The following is a 15250-nucleotide window of genomic DNA, read 5'->3' as shown; positions in this document are numbered from 1 at the left end:
CTCGGTTGGCTGACCAGCCCTCGCCCGGCTCGCTGCGGAGCACCCCGGTCCAGGCCCTTGTCGTCGCAGCGCTGTTCGGCGCGCTCGGCGGCTGGCTCGTCGTCGTCATCGCGAACGCGATGGACCTCATTCCCCCCGGCGTGCCGTGGACCGCCCCGATCGGGGTGCTGCTCATCGTCGCCCTGGTCGGCGCGCTCGCGTACAACACCCACCAGCGGATCCAGGTACGCCGGGAACGGATGGACCCGCAGCGCGCGGTGGCCTTCTTGGTCCTGGGCAAGGCCTCGGCGCTGGCCGGGGCGTTCGTGGCCGGCGGCTATCTGGCGTACGCGGTGATGTTCCTGGCCCGGATCGACGCGACCAACCCGCGGGACCGGGTGATCAAGTCCGCGGTGGCGGTGGTCGGCGGCATCCTGCTGCTCGTCGCCGGACTGCTGCTCGAGCGTGCCTGCAAGGTGCCCGGTGGCGACGACGACGAAGACACCGATACGGCGCCGCAAACCTGAGCGCGCCCGCCACTGATCCGGGGCCTTCCTGGCCTAGGATTCTCGCGTGACCACCCGAAACGCACCCGCCGCGCGCCGTACCAGCCGTTCGTCCCTTCGTACCGTCTCCCGTGTCGTCCTCGCGGTCGGTGCCGTGCTCGCACTCGCGGCGGCATTCGGTCCGGTCTGGGTGGTACGGGCCGGCGTGATCTGCGCCGTGGTGACCGGCGTCGTCGCCGTCGGGTATGCCTGGCGCGAGGCCGCCCAGGCCCGCCGGTTGCACGCCGCGGACATGCTCGCCGCCACCCGGCAGCACGGTGCCGCGCTGTCGGCCGAGCGCAAGCACAACGGCTTGGTGGTCGACACCCTCGCGGACCGGGTCGCCGCCGCGCGCACCGAGGTCGAGAAGCACAAGGTCACCATCGCCGAGCTGAGCAGCGAGATCTCCACCCTGCACGGCGACAACGCCTTCCTGCGCACCGAGGTCACCCAGCGGGAGAAGGCCATCGCCGCGCTCCGCGAGACGGTCCGGGCCCGCGAGGCCGAGCTCATCGCTCTGCGGGACGAGGGCGACGACGCCGAGGTGCATGCGCTGCCGCGTCGGGTGCTGGCCGAGCACGAGTCGGTCTGGGAGCAGCTCCCCGCGGCGGACGAGCTGTGGACCGACGGCAGCCATCCGACCGTGGTGGACCTCAAGATGCTGCAGACGGCGATGGTCCTGCCCAACTACGAAGAGGACCGCAAGCACGCCTGATCGCTTCAGCGGTCGTGCTTATGGGCCGACCTCAGCGGTCGTGCTTTAGGGCCGACCTCAGCGGTCGATATCCCCGACCACATAGCCCATCGACGCCAGCGCGACATCCAGGTCGTGCACGTTCACTCCCCGGAGCAGCGACTCCAGGGCTGACACGTTGCTGAAGGACGGAGTCCGCAGCTTCAGCCGCCACGGTGTCTTCTCCCCCCGGGAGACCAGGTGCACCCCGGCCAGCCCCAGCGGCGCCTCGGTGGTCAGATAAGCCTCGCCCTCCGGCAGCTTGACGATCTTGCCGAGCTTGACGGCCACCGGCCCCGGCTCGGTCCGCAGCCGCCGGACGCACGCCAGCACCAGCGACACGCTCACCCGGACCTCGTGCAGCAGGGTGGCGAAGCGGGCGTGGGCGTCCCCGCCGACCGACCGGGTGGGCTCGAGCAGCTCGGCCAGCTCGGCATAGGCCAGGTACGGCCGCTGCCGGCGCAGGTCCAGCTCGACCCCGCTGGAGCGTGCCGCGGGACCGCTCACGCCGTACTGCTCGATGGTCTCCCGCGCCAGCACGGCGACCGAGGCGGTTCTCGCCGCGAAGTCAGCGCTGGTGACCAGCTCCTCGAGCTCGGCGTGCGTGGCCAGGACCGCGGCCATCGCCGCCTCCTCGGCATCCAGCCAGCTCTGGTCGGCGTCGACGGCCAGACCGCCTATCCGGTTGGCCATCGGATGGATCCGGTTGCCGGTCAGGGCGGCTGTGAGGTTCCGCAGCCGCTCGCGCACCGCTGCCACGCCGCTGGTTGCGTCAAGGGCGTACGGCACGAAGCCGAGGAAGCCCAGATGGGAGAGCAGCCGGGTGTGCTCGGCCAGCAGCGTGCGTAGCCACACCGCCCGGCGGGGCACCTCAAGGCCGAGCAGCTGCTCGCAGGTGAGGGCGATGCCCAGCTCGCCGGCGAACGGGGCCTGCCAGTCGTGCCGGTCGGCCAGCATCAGGATCTGGCGATAGTCGCGGACCTCGAAGAGCTTCTCCGCGCCGCGGTGCATGGCGCCGACCACCACCTCGGCGCTGCTGACCACGTCATCCTCGACCCACAGCCGCAGCTCCAGCAGACCGGCACGACTGGGATGATCGGGACCCAGGTCGAGCAGGATGGTGCCCGCCGGCGGAGTCTCGCCGTCGGGAGTGGGCAGCATGCCGGCCGACAGCGACCCGACGAGGACGTGGACCGGTTCGTGCATGGCGTCAGTCCACCACGGCGGCGTCGACCGCCGCGACCTGCTGCAGCAGCCACCACTGGGCGCCCCAGCCCGTTGGCCGGGCCAGCGCCGCGCGCTCGCTGCGGTAGGTCAGGGCAGCCAGCGGGTCAGCGGAGGCGGCCGTACGCGGCAGCAGCCGCTCCACCACCGCCTGCTGCCGGTCACACCATCGCGTGCGCGCCCCGCAGCGCACCGCCGCGGCGGCGACTGCGTCGATCGCGACCCACGCCGTCAGGTTGGTGCTGCCGTCCGGGCGCGGACTGACCGCGGCACCGTCGCGAAAGCCGGTCAGCGTGAGGTCGGCGGGCCGGTCAGGCCCGACGTGTCCGTAGTCCACCACCAGTCCCAGGCCGCCGACAGGCCGCAGGTGTGCCATCGCGGCCGCCCAGGCGACGTCGCGGGTACGGCCGATCTCGCGCCGCCGGCCCTCGGGCCACCAGGTACGCCCCCAGGCCGCGTCCTCGGCCGCGAGCGGCGGGCCGGACGGGGGCTCCCGGTCGTCCTCGGCCACCACACAGGGCAGGTCGTCCAGCCACTCGACGGCGGTGATCAGCGTCGGTGTGTCGAGGGTGGCCAGCACCACCTCCGCTTCGGCACTGGTCCAGGCCCCCGACTCGACGTCCCACCGGTCCTGACACCAGGTCACCTGCTCGCTGAGGCGGTCCGGCCGGGGACGCAGGTCCACGGCATAGCAGGCCAGGTCCGGGCGCCGGGCCACCAGCGCAGTCACCAGCTCACCTTCCCCGGCCCCCAGGTCGACCACCGTGGCGATCTCGGGGTGCTCGCGCAGCACCGCGTCGACCAGCTCCGCCAGCAGCGCGGTGGTCGCCGCGGCCGTCCGGAAGTGGGCGGACGGCCGCTCTCGGGTCCAGAAGCCGTTCGGTCCGTAGGCCGAGTCGACCCAGGCGCGAAACCAGGTCGGCGGGTACGCAAGCATGGAGCCCATGCTGCCCGACGTCACCAGCTCACCCATCGCCACCATCACCGGGCCGGATGTTCTCCCCGCCCTGCCGCGGCGCCTGGCCGCGGAGACCCCGGGATGGGTGCACGAGGTCGACGTGGTGGTCGTCGGCTCCGGCATCGCCGGCCTGACTGCCGCGCTGGAGTGCCGCGACCTCGGTCGGGTGCTGGTGGTGACCAAGAGCGTGGTGGCGGCCGGGTCGACCCCATGGGCGCAGGGCGGCATCGCCTCGGTCCAGGGCGAGGGGGACACGGTCGAGCAGCACGTCCGCGACACCTTGGTGGCCGGAGCCGGCCTCTGCGTCGAGGAGTCGGTCCGGGTGCTGGTCAGTGAGGGCCCGGACGAAGTCGCCAAGCTCATCGCCCGTGGAGCGGAGTTCGACCGGGAGGCGACCGGAGAGCTCGCCTTGACCCGCGAGGGCGGGCATCTGCGCAACCGGATCGCCCACGCCGGCGGGGACGCCACCGGAGCCGAGATCGAGCGGGCGCTGGTCTCCTCGGTCCGGGCCGATCCCGCCATCGAGATCATCGAGCACGCTCTCGCCCTCGACCTGATCCCCGCCGAGACCGGCCCGGGGGAGCGCCCCGGGGTGGCGGGGGTGACCTTGCACGTCATGGGGGAAGGGACCCGCGGCGGTGTCGGCGCAGTGCATGCCCGAGCCGTGGTGCTGGCCAGTGGCGGCATCGGCCAGGTCTACGCCGCCACCACCAACCCGCCCGTGTCCACCGGTGACGGGGTCGCGGCGGCCCTGCGTGCCGGTGCCCGGCTGCGCGACGTCGAGTTCATCCAGTTCCACCCCACGGTGCTCTACCTCGGACCCGGTGCCCGCGGCCAGCTGCCGCTGGTCAGCGAGGCCGTCCGTGGCGAGGGCGGCCACCTGCTGAACGCCCGCGGCGAGCGCTTCATGCTCGGCCAGCACGACCTGGCCGAGCTTGCCCCCCGTGACGTCGTGGCCAAGGCGATCATGAAGGAGATGGCCAAGGAGGGCTCCGACCACGTCTTCGTCGACGGCCGGATGCTGGGCGAGGAGCTCTGGCGGGTGCGGTTCCCGACCATCCTGCAGAGCTGCCGCCAGGTCGGCATCAACCCGGTGACCGACCTCATCCCGGTCGCACCGGCCTGCCACTACTTCTGCGGCGGGGTGGAAACTGACCTCGACGGGGCCACCGACCTGGCCGGTCTCTACGCCTGCGGCGAGGTGGCCTCCTCCGGGGTGCATGGCGCGAACCGGCTGGCCTCGAACTCGTTGCTCGAGGGTCTGGTGTTCGCCCGGCGGATCGCCGCCGCGCTGCACCGCGACCTGCCGCTCCAGCGCCGCCCGGCGACCGACGCCCGACCCACCGGTCTGGTCGACGGGTCGGTGGTGCCCGCCCTGCAGCAGACCATGAGCCGCAACGCCGGCGGCCTGCGGGATGCCCCCGGCCTCGACCGCTGCCTGACCGACCTGGCCGCGCTAGCCGAGGTGGAGAGCTCCGTGCCCGGGCTGGAGGCATGGGAGGCGACCAACCTGATCACGGTGGCCACCGCCGTCGCGACCTCGGCCCGGATACGACAGGAGTCCCGCGGCGCGCACTGGCGCGACGACGTCGAAGGCCGCCGCGACGAGTGGCGGGGCCATCTGCGGGTGGCGGCCGATGGCGACCGCCTGCAGCACGAGTTCGCACCGTCTGAGACCGAGGAGCTTCGATGACCTATTCCGACCTCACCGCGCTGGCCGACTGGGTCCACCAGCTGGGGCTCGACGTGACCGCCGTGGACACCATCGTCCGTGAGGCGCTCGACGAGGACCTGGGCGGCCGCGGCGTGCTGCCGCCGGGCACCGGGGCCGGGGTGGACGTCACCTCCTACGCGACGGTCCCGGCTGAGGCGACCGCGGTGGGGGAGTTCGTGGTCCGCGCACCGGGCGTGGTGGCCGGTGTGGCCGTGGCGGCGTACGTCGTCGGGGTGGTGTGCGCACCGGCGGGGGACTTCACCATCGACTGCTTGGTCGACGACGGCGCCGAAGTGCAGCGCGGTGACGTGCTGCTGCGGGTGAGCGGCAACAGCCGGGCCCTGCTGACCGCCGAGCGGGTGGCACTGAACCTGCTCACCATGATGTCCGGGGTGGCCACCGCCACCGCCGCCTGGGTGCGGGCGCTGGACGGCAGCTCCACCCGGGTACGCGACTCCCGCAAGACGATCCCCGGGCTGCGGATGCTGCAGAAGTACGCCGTGCGCGCCGGTGGCGGCGTCAACCACCGGCTCTGCCTGGCCGACGCCGCGCTGATCAAGGACAACCACGTCATCGCAGCCGGCGGGGTGGTGCCGGCCTACCGGGCCGTGCGCGCCGCCTTCCCCGACCTGGTGGTCCAGGTGGAGGTCACCACGCCCGAGCAGGCCGAGGCTGTGATCGAGGCCGGAGCCGACGAGGTGTTGCTCGACAACATGTCGGTGAACGCCATGAAATCAATAGTTGATAAATATTCAGGAAAGGCCCGCTTCGAGGCCAGCGGCGGTTTGACAGTGGACACGGCGGTGGCTGTGGCGCGTACCGGAGTGGACTTCGTGGCGGTGGGTGCGATCACACATTCCGCACCCATTCTGGATATTGCGTTGGATTTCGTTTCTTGAACGTCGACCGAATCCGCTAATCTTTTCGGGTTAGGTGATTCGCACGACGACAGCAGAGGAAAACACATGGCGCAACGAGTTCAGATCGTCCTCGAAGACGATCTCGACGGTTCGGTCGCGACCGAGACCGTCACCTTCGGCCTGGACGGCGCGGAGTACGAGATCGACCTGTCGGAGGAGAACGCTGCCGCCCTGCGCGACGCGCTCGCTCCGTGGGTCGCCAACGGCCGCAAGGTCGGCGGACGTCGGCGGCGCGGCACCAAGCCGGCCGCCGCTGCCGCATCGACGTCGTCGAACAACACCAGCGACATTCGTGCCTGGGCGGCCGACAACGGGTACGAGGTGAGCTCGCGCGGGCGGGTGTCGGCCGAGATCCGCGAGGCGTACGAGCAGGCGCACGGCTGAGATCCACCCGGATCCGACCGCGAAGGTTGTCCGCCGCGTTGCGCTCTGGGCGAACGAGTTGTTCGCCCAGAGCCGCCGCGATGTGGAACACACGGCGGTAGTCGGTGGTTGTACTGGGCGAACTCCGGATCGTTGCGTGGTTCTTCCACGCTCGTTACACCGCGACGCTGCCTGCGTCGAAACGGTCCGACTAGAGTTGGTCACAGATGCCGGCCCTCCTAGTGTGGGTCCCTACTCGGCATCCAAAGCGAGGAGCAATCATGTTTGAGCGGTTTACCGATCGGGCCCGTCGCGTCGTCGTGTTGGCGCAAGAAGAGGCCCGCATGCTGAACCACAACTACATCGGCACCGAGCACATCCTGCTCGGGCTCATCCACGAGGGTGAGGGTGTAGCGGCGAAGGCACTGGAGTCACTGGGTATCTCGCTCGAAGCCGTCCGTCAGAAGGTCGAAGAGATCATCGGGCACGGACAGCAGTCCCCGAGTGGGCACATTCCTTTCACTCCCCGTGCCAAGAAGGTCCTCGAGCTCAGCCTGCGTGAGGCCTTGCAGATCAATCACTCCTACATCGGCACCGAGCACATCTTGCTCGGGCTCATTCGTGAAGGCGAAGGTGTCGCCGCTCAGGTTCTGGTGAAACTGGGTGCCGATCTCAATCGCGTACGCAATCAGGTCCTGCAATTGCTGTCCGGATTCCAGGGCAAGGAATCCGCGACCTCCGGTGCGCCCGAATCCGGCAGCGCCCCGTCGTCGTCGATGGTGCTCGACCAGTTCGGTCGCAACCTGACCCAGGCGGCCCGCGAGAACAAGCTCGACCCCGTCATCGGCCGCGAGACCGAGATCGAGCGCGTGATGACCGTCCTGTCGCGGCGGACCAAGAACAACCCCGTGCTGATCGGTGAGCCCGGCGTCGGCAAGACCGCCGTCGTGGAGGGCCTGTCCCAGGCCATCGTCCGCGGCGACGTGCCCGAGACGCTGCGGGACAAGCAGATCTACACCCTCGACCTCGGCGCCCTGGTGGCCGGCTCGCGCTATCGCGGTGACTTCGAGGAGCGGCTCAAGAAGGTGCTCAAGGAGATCAAGACCCGCGGCGACGTGGTGCTGTTCATCGACGAGATCCACACCCTGGTCGGCGCCGGTGCCGCCGAGGGTGCGATCGACGCCGCCAGCATCCTCAAGCCGATGCTGGCCCGTGGCGAGCTGCAGACGATCGGCGCGACCACCCTCGACGAATACCGCAAGTATGTCGAGAAGGACGCGGCGCTGGAGCGTCGTTTCCAGCCGATCCAGGTGGCTGAGCCGTCCATCTCCCACACCATCGACATCCTCCGCGGGTTGCGCGACCGCTACGAGGCGCACCACCGCATCACCATCACCGACCAGGCTCTGGTGGCGGCCGCTCAGATGGCCGACCGCTACATCTCCGACCGGTTCCTGCCCGACAAGGCGATCGACCTGATCGACGAGGCGGGTGCCCGGCTCCGGATCCGTCGGATGACCGCGCCGCCGGACCTGCGGGAGTTCGACGAGAAGATCGCCGCAGTCCGGCTGGAGAAGGAAGCAGCCATCGACGCGCAGGACTTCGAGCGCGCCGCCGGCCTCCGCGACGACGAGAAGAAGCTGCTCACCGCCCGCTCCGAGCGGGAGGCGCAGTGGAAGTCCGGCGACCTGGACGTCGTGGCCGAGGTGGACGAGGAGACCATCGCCGAGGTGCTGTCGTCCTCGACCGGCATCCCGGTGTTCAAGCTCACCGAGGAGGAGTCGGCCCGCCTGCTCCGGATGGAGGAGGAGCTCGGCAAGCGCTACATCGGCCAGAACGACGCCGTCCGGGCACTGTCCCGGTCGATCCGGCGGACCCGTGCGGGTCTGAAGGACCCGAAGCGCCCGAGCGGCTCGTTCATCTTCGCCGGCCCGTCGGGCGTCGGCAAGACCGAGCTCACCAAGGCGCTGACCGAGTTCTTGTTCGGTGACGAGGACGCGCTCATCTCACTCGACATGAGCGAATACTCCGAGAAGCACACGGCGTCGCGGCTGTTCGGTTCGCCTCCCGGCTACGTCGGCTACGAAGAGGGCGGCCAGCTGACCGAGAAGGTCCGTCGCAAGCCGTTCTCGGTGGTGCTGTTCGACGAGGTCGAGAAGGCCCACCCGGACATCTTCAACTCACTGCTGCAGATCCTGGACGAAGGTCGACTGACCGACGCGCAGGGCCGGGTTGTCGACTTCAAGAACACCGTGATCGTTATGACCACGAACCTGGGTACCCGCGACATCGCCAAGAGCGTCACCCTGGGCTTCAGCCAGTCCGGTGACACCGAGAGCTCCTACGAGCGGATGAAGGCGAAGGTGGCGGACGAGCTCAAGCAGCACTTCCGTCCCGAGTTCCTCAACCGGGTGGACGAGATCGTGGTGTTCCGCCAGCTGACCCAGACCGACATCGAGCGGATCGTCGACCTGATGCTGGCCGAGGTCGAGGGCCGGCTCAAGGACCGCGACATGGGTGTCGAGTTGACCCCTGCCGCCAAGAGCCTGATCGCCCAGCGTGGGTTCGACCCGGTGATGGGTGCCCGGCCGCTGCGCCGTGCGCTGCAGCGCGACATCGAGGATCACCTGGCGGAGCGGATCCTGTTCGGCGAGCTCAAGGCCGGCGAGATCGTCGTCGTCGACGTGGCCGACCCGGGGTCGGAGTTCCCGTTCACCTTCACCGGCAACCGGCGTACGCCTGCGCCGGACACCCCGCCGGTGGAGTTCGAGGGCATCCTCGACATCGAAGGTCTGGCCGAGGGCACCGAGCCCAAGGACTGACCTACCGCTCCACCCACAAAGCCCCCGCTACCTTCCGGTAGCGGGGGCTTTGTGCTGTCCGGGCCGTCGTGCCGGTGCGCCGAGCGACGCCGGACCTGGTTCACCCGGTAGACGGGTGAGTTCACCCGATCGGGGGACCCGCCTGGTGCGCGGGTCGACGAGCGTAGGGAGGGTCAACCGCACCGATCGGAGTCCCGATGTCTCAGACAGCGCCCGCCGGCCCAGCCCGGCTCACGAACAGCCCGCTCACCTTCAGCCGAGCCCTGGTCGGCGCCGCCGGCGCCTGCTCGGTCGCCCTCCTGACCGCAGGTGTCTGGTTTCTGGCCCACCCTGCCTCGAACCCTCTGCTCGACGCCGATGCGGCGCTGGTCCGGGCCCTCCTCGGGGTCACCGGCGCCACCCTCGTGCTGGTCGCGCTCGGCGCGGTCGGCTTCCTGGCCGGCACGGTGGCGCAGGCTCGTCCGGCCGCCCGCGGGACTCGCCGCATGCTGCTCACCGTGGCCGTCGTCCAGCTGGTCGGTGCCTTGCTCGTCGGGTCCATGAGCACGATCACGCTGGCCGGCTACCTGATCGCCATGGCTCTGCCCGTGGGGATCGGGTGGTTGATCGTGCAGGTCATCCGGCGCTACCGGCGGCTGCGGTGGTTCGCCGTGGCCGTGCTGGGGGCGGTGGCCGCCTGGGGAGTCGTCACCGGCACCATGTCGCCCGGCCACCTCGCCGGGCTGGTCGGCAAACTCGGAGCCGGCTTCGCAGGCAACGCCCTCCAGCTGGTCCTGGCCGTGCTGGTCACCGCCGGCGCCCTCTGCTGGGCACTGGTCCTGCGCGCAGGCCTGAGGTCCAGCGGGTCCTCGTCCGAGCTGGCGGGCTGGGTGTTGCGGCACCGGCGGGGCCTCACGGTGCTCGCAGCCGTCTGCCCGCTCCCGTACGCCACCATCCGCGCCAGCTGGCTCACCCCCTGGCCCTTGATCAACCCCGGTGAAGCCGTCGACCCGGAGATCCGGCTCTGGGGCCTGCTGCTGGGTGGTGCAGCCGTGCTGGGCACTGTGCTGACCTGTGGGCTGATCCGCCCCTGGGGCGTGGTGTTCCCTCGCTGGATGCCCTACTGGTCAGGTCGTCCGGTGCCGGTCCGGGCGGCCACGATCCCCGGTGGCCTGGTCGCCGCCGCCCTGTGCCTGTCCGCCCTGCCGATGCTCCGTGGGACGTTGGTGCCCGAGCCCGGGGAGACGGTGTTCAGCGGTCTGAGCCTGACGGAGCGTCTGGGGGCTACGCTGATCTTCCCCTTCTGGATCTGGGGACCAGCACTGGCGCTGGCCGTCTGGGGCTATGCGTTGTCGCGCCGGGTCACGCGCTGAGCGTCGGCGGCAGAGGATGGGCAGATGAGGCACGGGCTGCGCAGGGCGGCGCTGCGGACGGTGTGGCTGCTGGTCGGCGCCGCGATCGGACTGGCCGCGCTGCTGCTGCTGCTCAGCGTGGCGCAGACCCTGGCCCAACAGGTCGGTGCGGCGTCGCTGGCGCTGACCGCGGGTTGCCTCGTCCCCGCCCTGTTGATCGGTTTGCTCCCGGGCACCCGCGAGCTGGAGGTGACCTCGGCGCGGACGCTGCTGGGGGTCACCTCCGATCTGGTGCAACCCGGTCGGCCCCGCCCCGAGCACCGCTGGCGGACGGTGGTCACCGTCCTCCTGCACCTCGTGGCCGGCCTGCTGGCGGCGGCGTTCCTGTTCGGCCTGCTGCCCGGGACGGTGGTCCTGGTCGCGTCGAGCCTGCAGGGTCGCTCCGTGGTTCTGGCCGGGCTGCGGGTGTTGCCGGCCCCTCCGGCGGTCGCGCTCGGGCTCGGGGTGGCGGCGATCATCGGCTTGCTGGCCGGCACGTACGCACTCGGCCGGTGGTCGGCCTGGTGTGCCGCCCGGCTGCTGGGACCGACGGCGCAGGACCGGTTGGAGGTGGCGCTGTCCCGGTTGCAGGCCGAGTCCGAGCACACCCGGCTCGCGCGAGAGCTGCACGACGGGATCGGTCACGCGCTCACCATCATCGGGGTTCAGGCAGCCGCAGGTCGACGGGTGCTGGCCCGAGACCCTGGGCGGGCCGAAGCGGCGCTGGGCAGCATCGAGAGCACCGCGCGGGACGCGGCCGACGAACTCGACGCCATGCTGGGGTTACTTCGTGAAGACGCCGCCGGACGCGCACCGGAGCCGGATCTGGGGCGGTTGCCGGGGCTCGTGTCGGCGTACCGGTCCGCGGGGATGGAGCTCGAGGCCGACCTCGGCTCCGACTGCGCACTCCCTCGGCTGGTGTCGAGCACCGGATACCGGATCGTGTCCGAGGCCCTGGCCAACGCGCAGCGCTACGCCGGCGCCGGACCGGTCCAGCTGCAGCTCGGGCGTGCTCGGGACCGGCTCGTCGTCGAGGTGCGGAACCAGCTGCCCTCGGCGCCCCACCCGAGGCAGGGGAGCGGTCGCGGTCTGACCGGCATCGCGGAGCGGGTGGCCCTGTTCGGCGGCACCATCAGCGCCGGGCCGGTCGACACCCACTGGGTGCTCCGGGCCGAGATCCCCACGGGGGCCGGCCGTGAGTGAGCCGCCTCCCGCCCAGCTGCGCGAACCGCAGCACATCATTCGGCTGGTGCTCGTCGACGACGAGCCCTTGGTCCGGCAGGGTCTGCGCATGATCCTCGACGGCGAGCCGGACCTGGAGGTGGTCGGGGAGGCCGGCGACGGGGCCGAGGCGGTGGGCCTCGTCCGTCGTCTTCAGCCGGACCTCGTGTGCATGGACGTGCGGATGCCCGACGTGGATGGCATCCGCGCCACCGAGCTGCTGCTGGCACTGCCCGACCCGCCCAAGGTGCTGGTGGTGACTACGTTCTCCAGTGACGAGTACGTCTTCGACGCGTTGCGGGCCGGCGCCGCAGGCTTCATTCTCAAGCGGGCCACCGCTGACGCGCTGGTGGCGGCCGTCCGGACCGTCGCCGGGGGCACTGGCCTGCTCTTCCCCGCCGCGATCCGGGACCTGGCGCTGCGACAGCGCCGACCGGAGCCGTACGCCGGTCCTGTCCTGAGTGACCGGGAGCACGCGGTGCTGGAGCTGATGGCCGAGGGGTTGTCCAACGCCGCGATCGCCGACCGGTTGGTGGTGGGGGTGGAGACCGTCCGCAGCCAGGTCGCCGCGGTTCTGCGCAAGCTGGGCGCCCGGGACCGGACCCACGCGGTGGTCCTGGCCTACAGCCGTGGCCTGGTGGACCTGTCCGGGTCGTGAGGCGGCCGTGGCGGCAGGCCGGCCACGTGCCGGTGCGCGCTCGCATGGCAGAGTGGGCGGGTGCCGCCCGCCCCGACCTCGTTGCCGACCGGAGCGCTCGAGCGGATCCCCGCGGTCTGGCTGGTGGTCGGCGGCATCTTCTCGGTCCAGTTCGGCGCAGCGATCGCCAAGGACCTGTTCGACTTGGTGCCGCCCACCGCGATGGTCTGGATGCGGCTGGTCACCTCGGCGGTGATCTTCGCGCTGGTGGTTCGGCCGCGGCTGCGGGGACGTAGCCGGGCGGACTGGGGGGTGGCGCTCGCCTTCGGGGTGTCGCTGATGACGATGAACTGGGCCATCTATCAGTCGTTCGCCCGGATCCCGCTCGGGGTCGCGGTCACCATCGAGTTCCTCGGGCCGCTGGTGGTGGCGGTGGCCGGGTCGCGGCGCCCCCGCGACCTGCTGTGGGTGGGCCTGGCGGCGGTCGGCGTCGCTCTGCTCGGCTTCAGCCGCTCGAACCTGACGGTGCCCGGGGTGCTGTTCGCGTTGCTGGCGGGGGCCGGGTGGGCGGCGTACATCCTGCTCAGTGCGCAGACCGGGCGCCGTTGGTCCGGGCTGTCCGGGCTCGCGGTGGCCAGTCTGGTCGGCGCGCTGGTCCTGGCCGGGCCCGCGGTGGCCGAGGCCGGCGCCACCTTGCTGCAGCCGAAGGTGCTGCTGCTCGGCGTCGCGGTGGGACTGCTGTCGTCGGTGATCCCGTACAGCCTGGAGCTCACTGCGCTGCGCCGAATTCCCCCGCGGGTGTTCGGCATCCTGATGAGCCTGGAACCGGCGGTGGCCGCGGTCGCGGCGATGATCTTGCTGGCGGAGTTTCTCGGCTGGAACCAGTGGCTGGCGCTGGGCTGTGTCGTGGTGGCCAGCGTCGGGGCGACCCGAACCGCACGTCCGGCGGCGGAGCCGGTGGTGTAGCGCTCCTGCGGGGGTGTTGGCACGCGCCGGTCGCGATCGACCTATCGAGGCATAAAACCGCTGACCACGACGTGAGGTATCCGGCATACTTCCGGTGCTGCGGGCCGACCCGCTACGTATCTCTTCGCAAGGAGCACCATGTTCACCGCCGCCCTGGCCGTCACGGTCATCCTCGCCGTCGTCCTGCTCGCCTCCGGCGTGGGCAAGCTGCGCAAGGTGCCGGCCGTCGCCGCGTCGATGCAGGCCGTGCACTTTCCGACCGAGAGGATGTGGATGCTGGCGCTGGTGGAGTTCGCCGGTGCCGCCGGGCTGGTGGTCGGACTGCTGGTCTGGATGCCGCTGGGGGTCGCGGCTGCGATCGGGTTGGTGGCCTATTTCGTCTGCGCCGTGGTGGCCCACCTGCGGGTGAAGGACCCCGATCTCCAGCCTGCCGCCGGTCTGCTGGGGATGTCTGTGGCGGCCCTGGTGCTGCAGCTGCTGGTCCGCTGACACCGGTCGGGGTGTCAGCCTCGGCTAGTGACCGGCGTGGTCGGAGTCCGTGGCGGCGGACTCGCCCCGGTCCAGCGCGCTGATGGTCGCCATCTCGTCATCGGTCAAGGTGAAGTCGAACACCGCCAGGTTCTCGGCCATGCGTCCTGGGTTCGCCGACTTCGGCACGGTGACCAGCCCGAGCTGGAGGTGCCAGCGGAGCACGATCTGGGTCACCGTCCGGTCGTGCCGCGCGGCCACCTCCGCCAGCACCGGGTCGGAGCGCAGGTCCTCACCGGACCCGCCGATGGGGCTCCAGGATTCGGTGACGATGCCGTGCTCGGCGGCGAACGCCCGCGAGCTGTCTCGGGTGGTGTAGGGGCTCAGCTGGATCTGGTTGACGTCGACGATCACGCCGGTCTCGTCGATCACCCGCTGCAGATGGGCCGGCTTGAAGTTCGAGGTGCCGATGGCGCGGACCAGCCCCTGCTCCCGCAGCGCCTCCAGGCCACGCACGGCGTCGACGTAGCGGTCCTGGTCGGGGTTGGGCCAGTGGATCAGCAGCAGGTCGAGATAGTCGACGCCGAGCCGCCGGCAGCTGTTCTCCCAGGCGGTGCGGGCGCCGTGGACGCTGTGCCACTCCCGGTTGAACTTGGTGGTCACGAAGATCTCCGACCGGTCGAGGCCGGACTCTCGGATGGCCTGACCGACGGCCTCCTCGTTGCGATAGTTCTCCGCCGTGTCGATCGAGCGATAGCCGAGCTCCAGCGCTGTCCGCACCGCTGTGGTGGCCGCCGCGCCCTTCATCGGCCAGGTGCCCAGCCCGAGGACGGGCATCGCCGCGCCGTTGCGCAGCGTCACGGTCGGGACAGGGTGCTCGGTGCTGGTCAGGTCGGTGCTCGTCATGCGGGGGCTCCTTCGCCGGTCGGGTGCGGGCCGCGATCCGCCCAGGCGTCCTCCACCAGCCGTACCGTCTCGGCGGCGGACAGACCACGCTGTCGCGCCAGCCGTACGTAGCCGGCGGCGGCCTCGGCCAGCGCGGCGTCGCCGCTGTCCAGGGTCTCGCTGGTGACGAACGTACCGCGACGCCCGTGGGTGACGATCACCCCGTCCGACTCCAAGCCGCGATACGCCTTGGCCACGGTGTTCGCGGCCAGCCCGAGGTCGAGTGCCAGCTGGCGTACGGTCGGCAGCTTGGCGCCGCGGGTCAGGCTGCCGTCGGCGACGGCTGCCGCAACCTGGCTACGCAGCTGCTCGGACGGCGGCACCGGCGAAGCCGGGTCGATGCGAAACACGTGGTCGGGCCTCCTGGTCGAGCCCTGGGGTCGAT

Annotated in this window: 15 protein-coding genes; 11 read left to right on the top strand and 4 right to left on the bottom strand. The window is 71.0% G+C overall.

The features are described from left to right. The first annotated feature begins 5 nt into the window (after positions 1-5). Positions 6-506, top strand: a complete 501-nt coding sequence (locus AC1XX3_RS10055; RefSeq protein ID WP_483320948.1) for a DUF3180 domain-containing protein — start codon at positions 6-8, stop codon at positions 504-506. Positions 507-552: 46 nt separating this feature from the next. Then, positions 553-1239 carry a hypothetical protein gene (locus tag AC1XX3_RS10050; protein WP_483320947.1) on the top strand — a complete coding sequence of 229 codons (687 nt, stop codon included), beginning with the start codon at positions 553-555 and terminating at the stop codon, positions 1237-1239. A 57-nt stretch (positions 1240-1296) separates the two neighbouring features. Here AC1XX3_RS10050 and AC1XX3_RS10045 read toward each other — a convergent pair whose 3' ends face one another. Together AC1XX3_RS10045 and AC1XX3_RS10040 are read right to left on the bottom strand one after the other, a co-directional pair. Next, complete coding sequence (locus tag AC1XX3_RS10045; RefSeq protein ID WP_483320946.1) at positions 1297-2463, bottom strand: NADH-quinone oxidoreductase subunit D-related protein; 1167 nt, start codon at positions 2461-2463, stop codon at positions 1297-1299. A 4-nt stretch (positions 2464-2467) separates the two neighbouring features. Next, positions 2468-3418: a hypothetical protein gene (locus tag AC1XX3_RS10040; protein WP_483320945.1), complete on the bottom strand. Its 951-nt coding sequence runs from the start codon at positions 3416-3418 to the stop codon at positions 2468-2470. A 7-nt stretch (positions 3419-3425) separates the two neighbouring features. Here AC1XX3_RS10040 and AC1XX3_RS10035 point away from each other — a divergent pair, with 7 nt between their 5' ends. From AC1XX3_RS10035 to AC1XX3_RS09995, 9 genes are all read left to right on the top strand, one after another. Continuing rightward, positions 3426-5132: an L-aspartate oxidase gene (locus tag AC1XX3_RS10035; protein ID WP_483320944.1), complete on the top strand. Its 1707-nt coding sequence runs from the start codon at positions 3426-3428 to the stop codon at positions 5130-5132. After that, a complete protein-coding gene (gene nadC / locus AC1XX3_RS10030) occupies positions 5129-6052 on the top strand; it encodes a carboxylating nicotinate-nucleotide diphosphorylase (protein ID WP_483320943.1) in 924 nt (307 codons plus the stop codon). Before AC1XX3_RS10035 ends, nadC begins: the two co-directional genes overlap by 4 nt. Before the next feature lie 66 nt (positions 6053-6118). Further along, the gene (locus AC1XX3_RS10025) at positions 6119-6457 is read left to right on the top strand and encodes a histone-like nucleoid-structuring protein Lsr2 (RefSeq protein WP_483320942.1); all 339 of its coding nucleotides are present in this window, start codon (positions 6119-6121) and stop codon (positions 6455-6457) included. 260 nt (positions 6458-6717) lie between these two features. Beyond that, positions 6718-9258: an ATP-dependent Clp protease ATP-binding subunit gene (locus AC1XX3_RS10020; RefSeq protein WP_483320941.1), complete on the top strand. Its 2541-nt coding sequence runs from the start codon at positions 6718-6720 to the stop codon at positions 9256-9258. Between the two features lie 197 nt (positions 9259-9455). Further along, positions 9456-10610 carry a hypothetical protein gene (locus tag AC1XX3_RS10015; RefSeq protein WP_483320940.1) on the top strand — a complete coding sequence of 385 codons (1155 nt, stop codon included), beginning with the start codon at positions 9456-9458 and terminating at the stop codon, positions 10608-10610. A gap of 24 nt (positions 10611-10634) precedes the next feature. Further along, on the top strand, positions 10635-11831 hold the full coding sequence (locus AC1XX3_RS10010) for a sensor histidine kinase (protein WP_483320939.1): 1197 nt from the start codon (positions 10635-10637) through the stop codon (positions 11829-11831). Then, on the top strand, positions 11824-12507 hold the full coding sequence (locus AC1XX3_RS10005) for a response regulator transcription factor (protein WP_483320938.1): 684 nt from the start codon (positions 11824-11826) through the stop codon (positions 12505-12507). The genes AC1XX3_RS10010 and AC1XX3_RS10005 overlap by 8 nt, the downstream gene beginning before the upstream one ends. Positions 12508-12567: 60 nt before the next feature. Next, positions 12568-13452: an EamA family transporter gene (locus AC1XX3_RS10000; RefSeq protein WP_483320937.1), complete on the top strand. Its 885-nt coding sequence runs from the start codon at positions 12568-12570 to the stop codon at positions 13450-13452. Positions 13453-13590: 138 nt separating this feature from the next. Next, positions 13591-13941, top strand: a complete 351-nt coding sequence (locus AC1XX3_RS09995) for a DoxX family protein (protein WP_483320936.1) — start codon at positions 13591-13593, stop codon at positions 13939-13941. Positions 13942-13965: 24 nt separating this feature from the next. Here AC1XX3_RS09995 and AC1XX3_RS09990 read toward each other — a convergent pair whose 3' ends face one another. Both AC1XX3_RS09990 and AC1XX3_RS09985 read right to left on the bottom strand, forming a co-directional pair. Beyond that, a complete protein-coding gene (locus AC1XX3_RS09990; RefSeq protein WP_483320935.1) occupies positions 13966-14826 on the bottom strand; it encodes an aldo/keto reductase in 861 nt (286 codons plus the stop codon). Next, positions 14823-15215: a GntR family transcriptional regulator gene (locus AC1XX3_RS09985; protein ID WP_483320934.1), complete on the bottom strand. Its 393-nt coding sequence runs from the start codon at positions 15213-15215 to the stop codon at positions 14823-14825. The genes AC1XX3_RS09990 and AC1XX3_RS09985 overlap by 4 nt, the downstream gene beginning before the upstream one ends. Positions 15216-15250 lie beyond the last annotated feature (35 nt).

The organism is Microlunatus sp. M237 (genome assembly GCF_056896895.1).
Note: the sequence above shows the minus strand (reverse complement) of the source record. Positions and strands in the feature narration are given on the sequence as shown.

What these genes read in the sequence shown, in the direction of transcription:
- AC1XX3_RS10025 (WP_483320942.1), top strand. Translation starts at nt 6,119, where the DNA reads ATGGCGCAACGAGTTCAGATCGTCCTCGAAGACGATCTCGACGGTTCG.
- AC1XX3_RS10040 (WP_483320945.1), bottom strand. Translation starts at nt 3,418, where the DNA reads ATGCTTGCGTACCCGCCGACCTGGTTTCGCGCCTGGGTCGACTCGGCC.
- AC1XX3_RS09995 (WP_483320936.1), top strand. Translation starts at nt 13,591, where the DNA reads ATGTTCACCGCCGCCCTGGCCGTCACGGTCATCCTCGCCGTCGTCCTG.
- AC1XX3_RS10015 (WP_483320940.1), top strand. Translation starts at nt 9,456, where the DNA reads ATGTCTCAGACAGCGCCCGCCGGCCCAGCCCGGCTCACGAACAGCCCG.
- AC1XX3_RS10020 (WP_483320941.1), top strand. Translation starts at nt 6,718, where the DNA reads ATGTTTGAGCGGTTTACCGATCGGGCCCGTCGCGTCGTCGTGTTGGCG.
- AC1XX3_RS09990 (WP_483320935.1), bottom strand. Translation starts at nt 14,826, where the DNA reads ATGACGAGCACCGACCTGACCAGCACCGAGCACCCTGTCCCGACCGTG.
- nadC (WP_483320943.1), top strand. Translation starts at nt 5,129, where the DNA reads ATGACCTATTCCGACCTCACCGCGCTGGCCGACTGGGTCCACCAGCTG.
- AC1XX3_RS10010 (WP_483320939.1), top strand. Translation starts at nt 10,635, where the DNA reads ATGAGGCACGGGCTGCGCAGGGCGGCGCTGCGGACGGTGTGGCTGCTG.
- AC1XX3_RS10035 (WP_483320944.1), top strand. Translation starts at nt 3,426, where the DNA reads ATGCTGCCCGACGTCACCAGCTCACCCATCGCCACCATCACCGGGCCG.
- AC1XX3_RS10045 (WP_483320946.1), bottom strand. Translation starts at nt 2,463, where the DNA reads ATGCACGAACCGGTCCACGTCCTCGTCGGGTCGCTGTCGGCCGGCATG.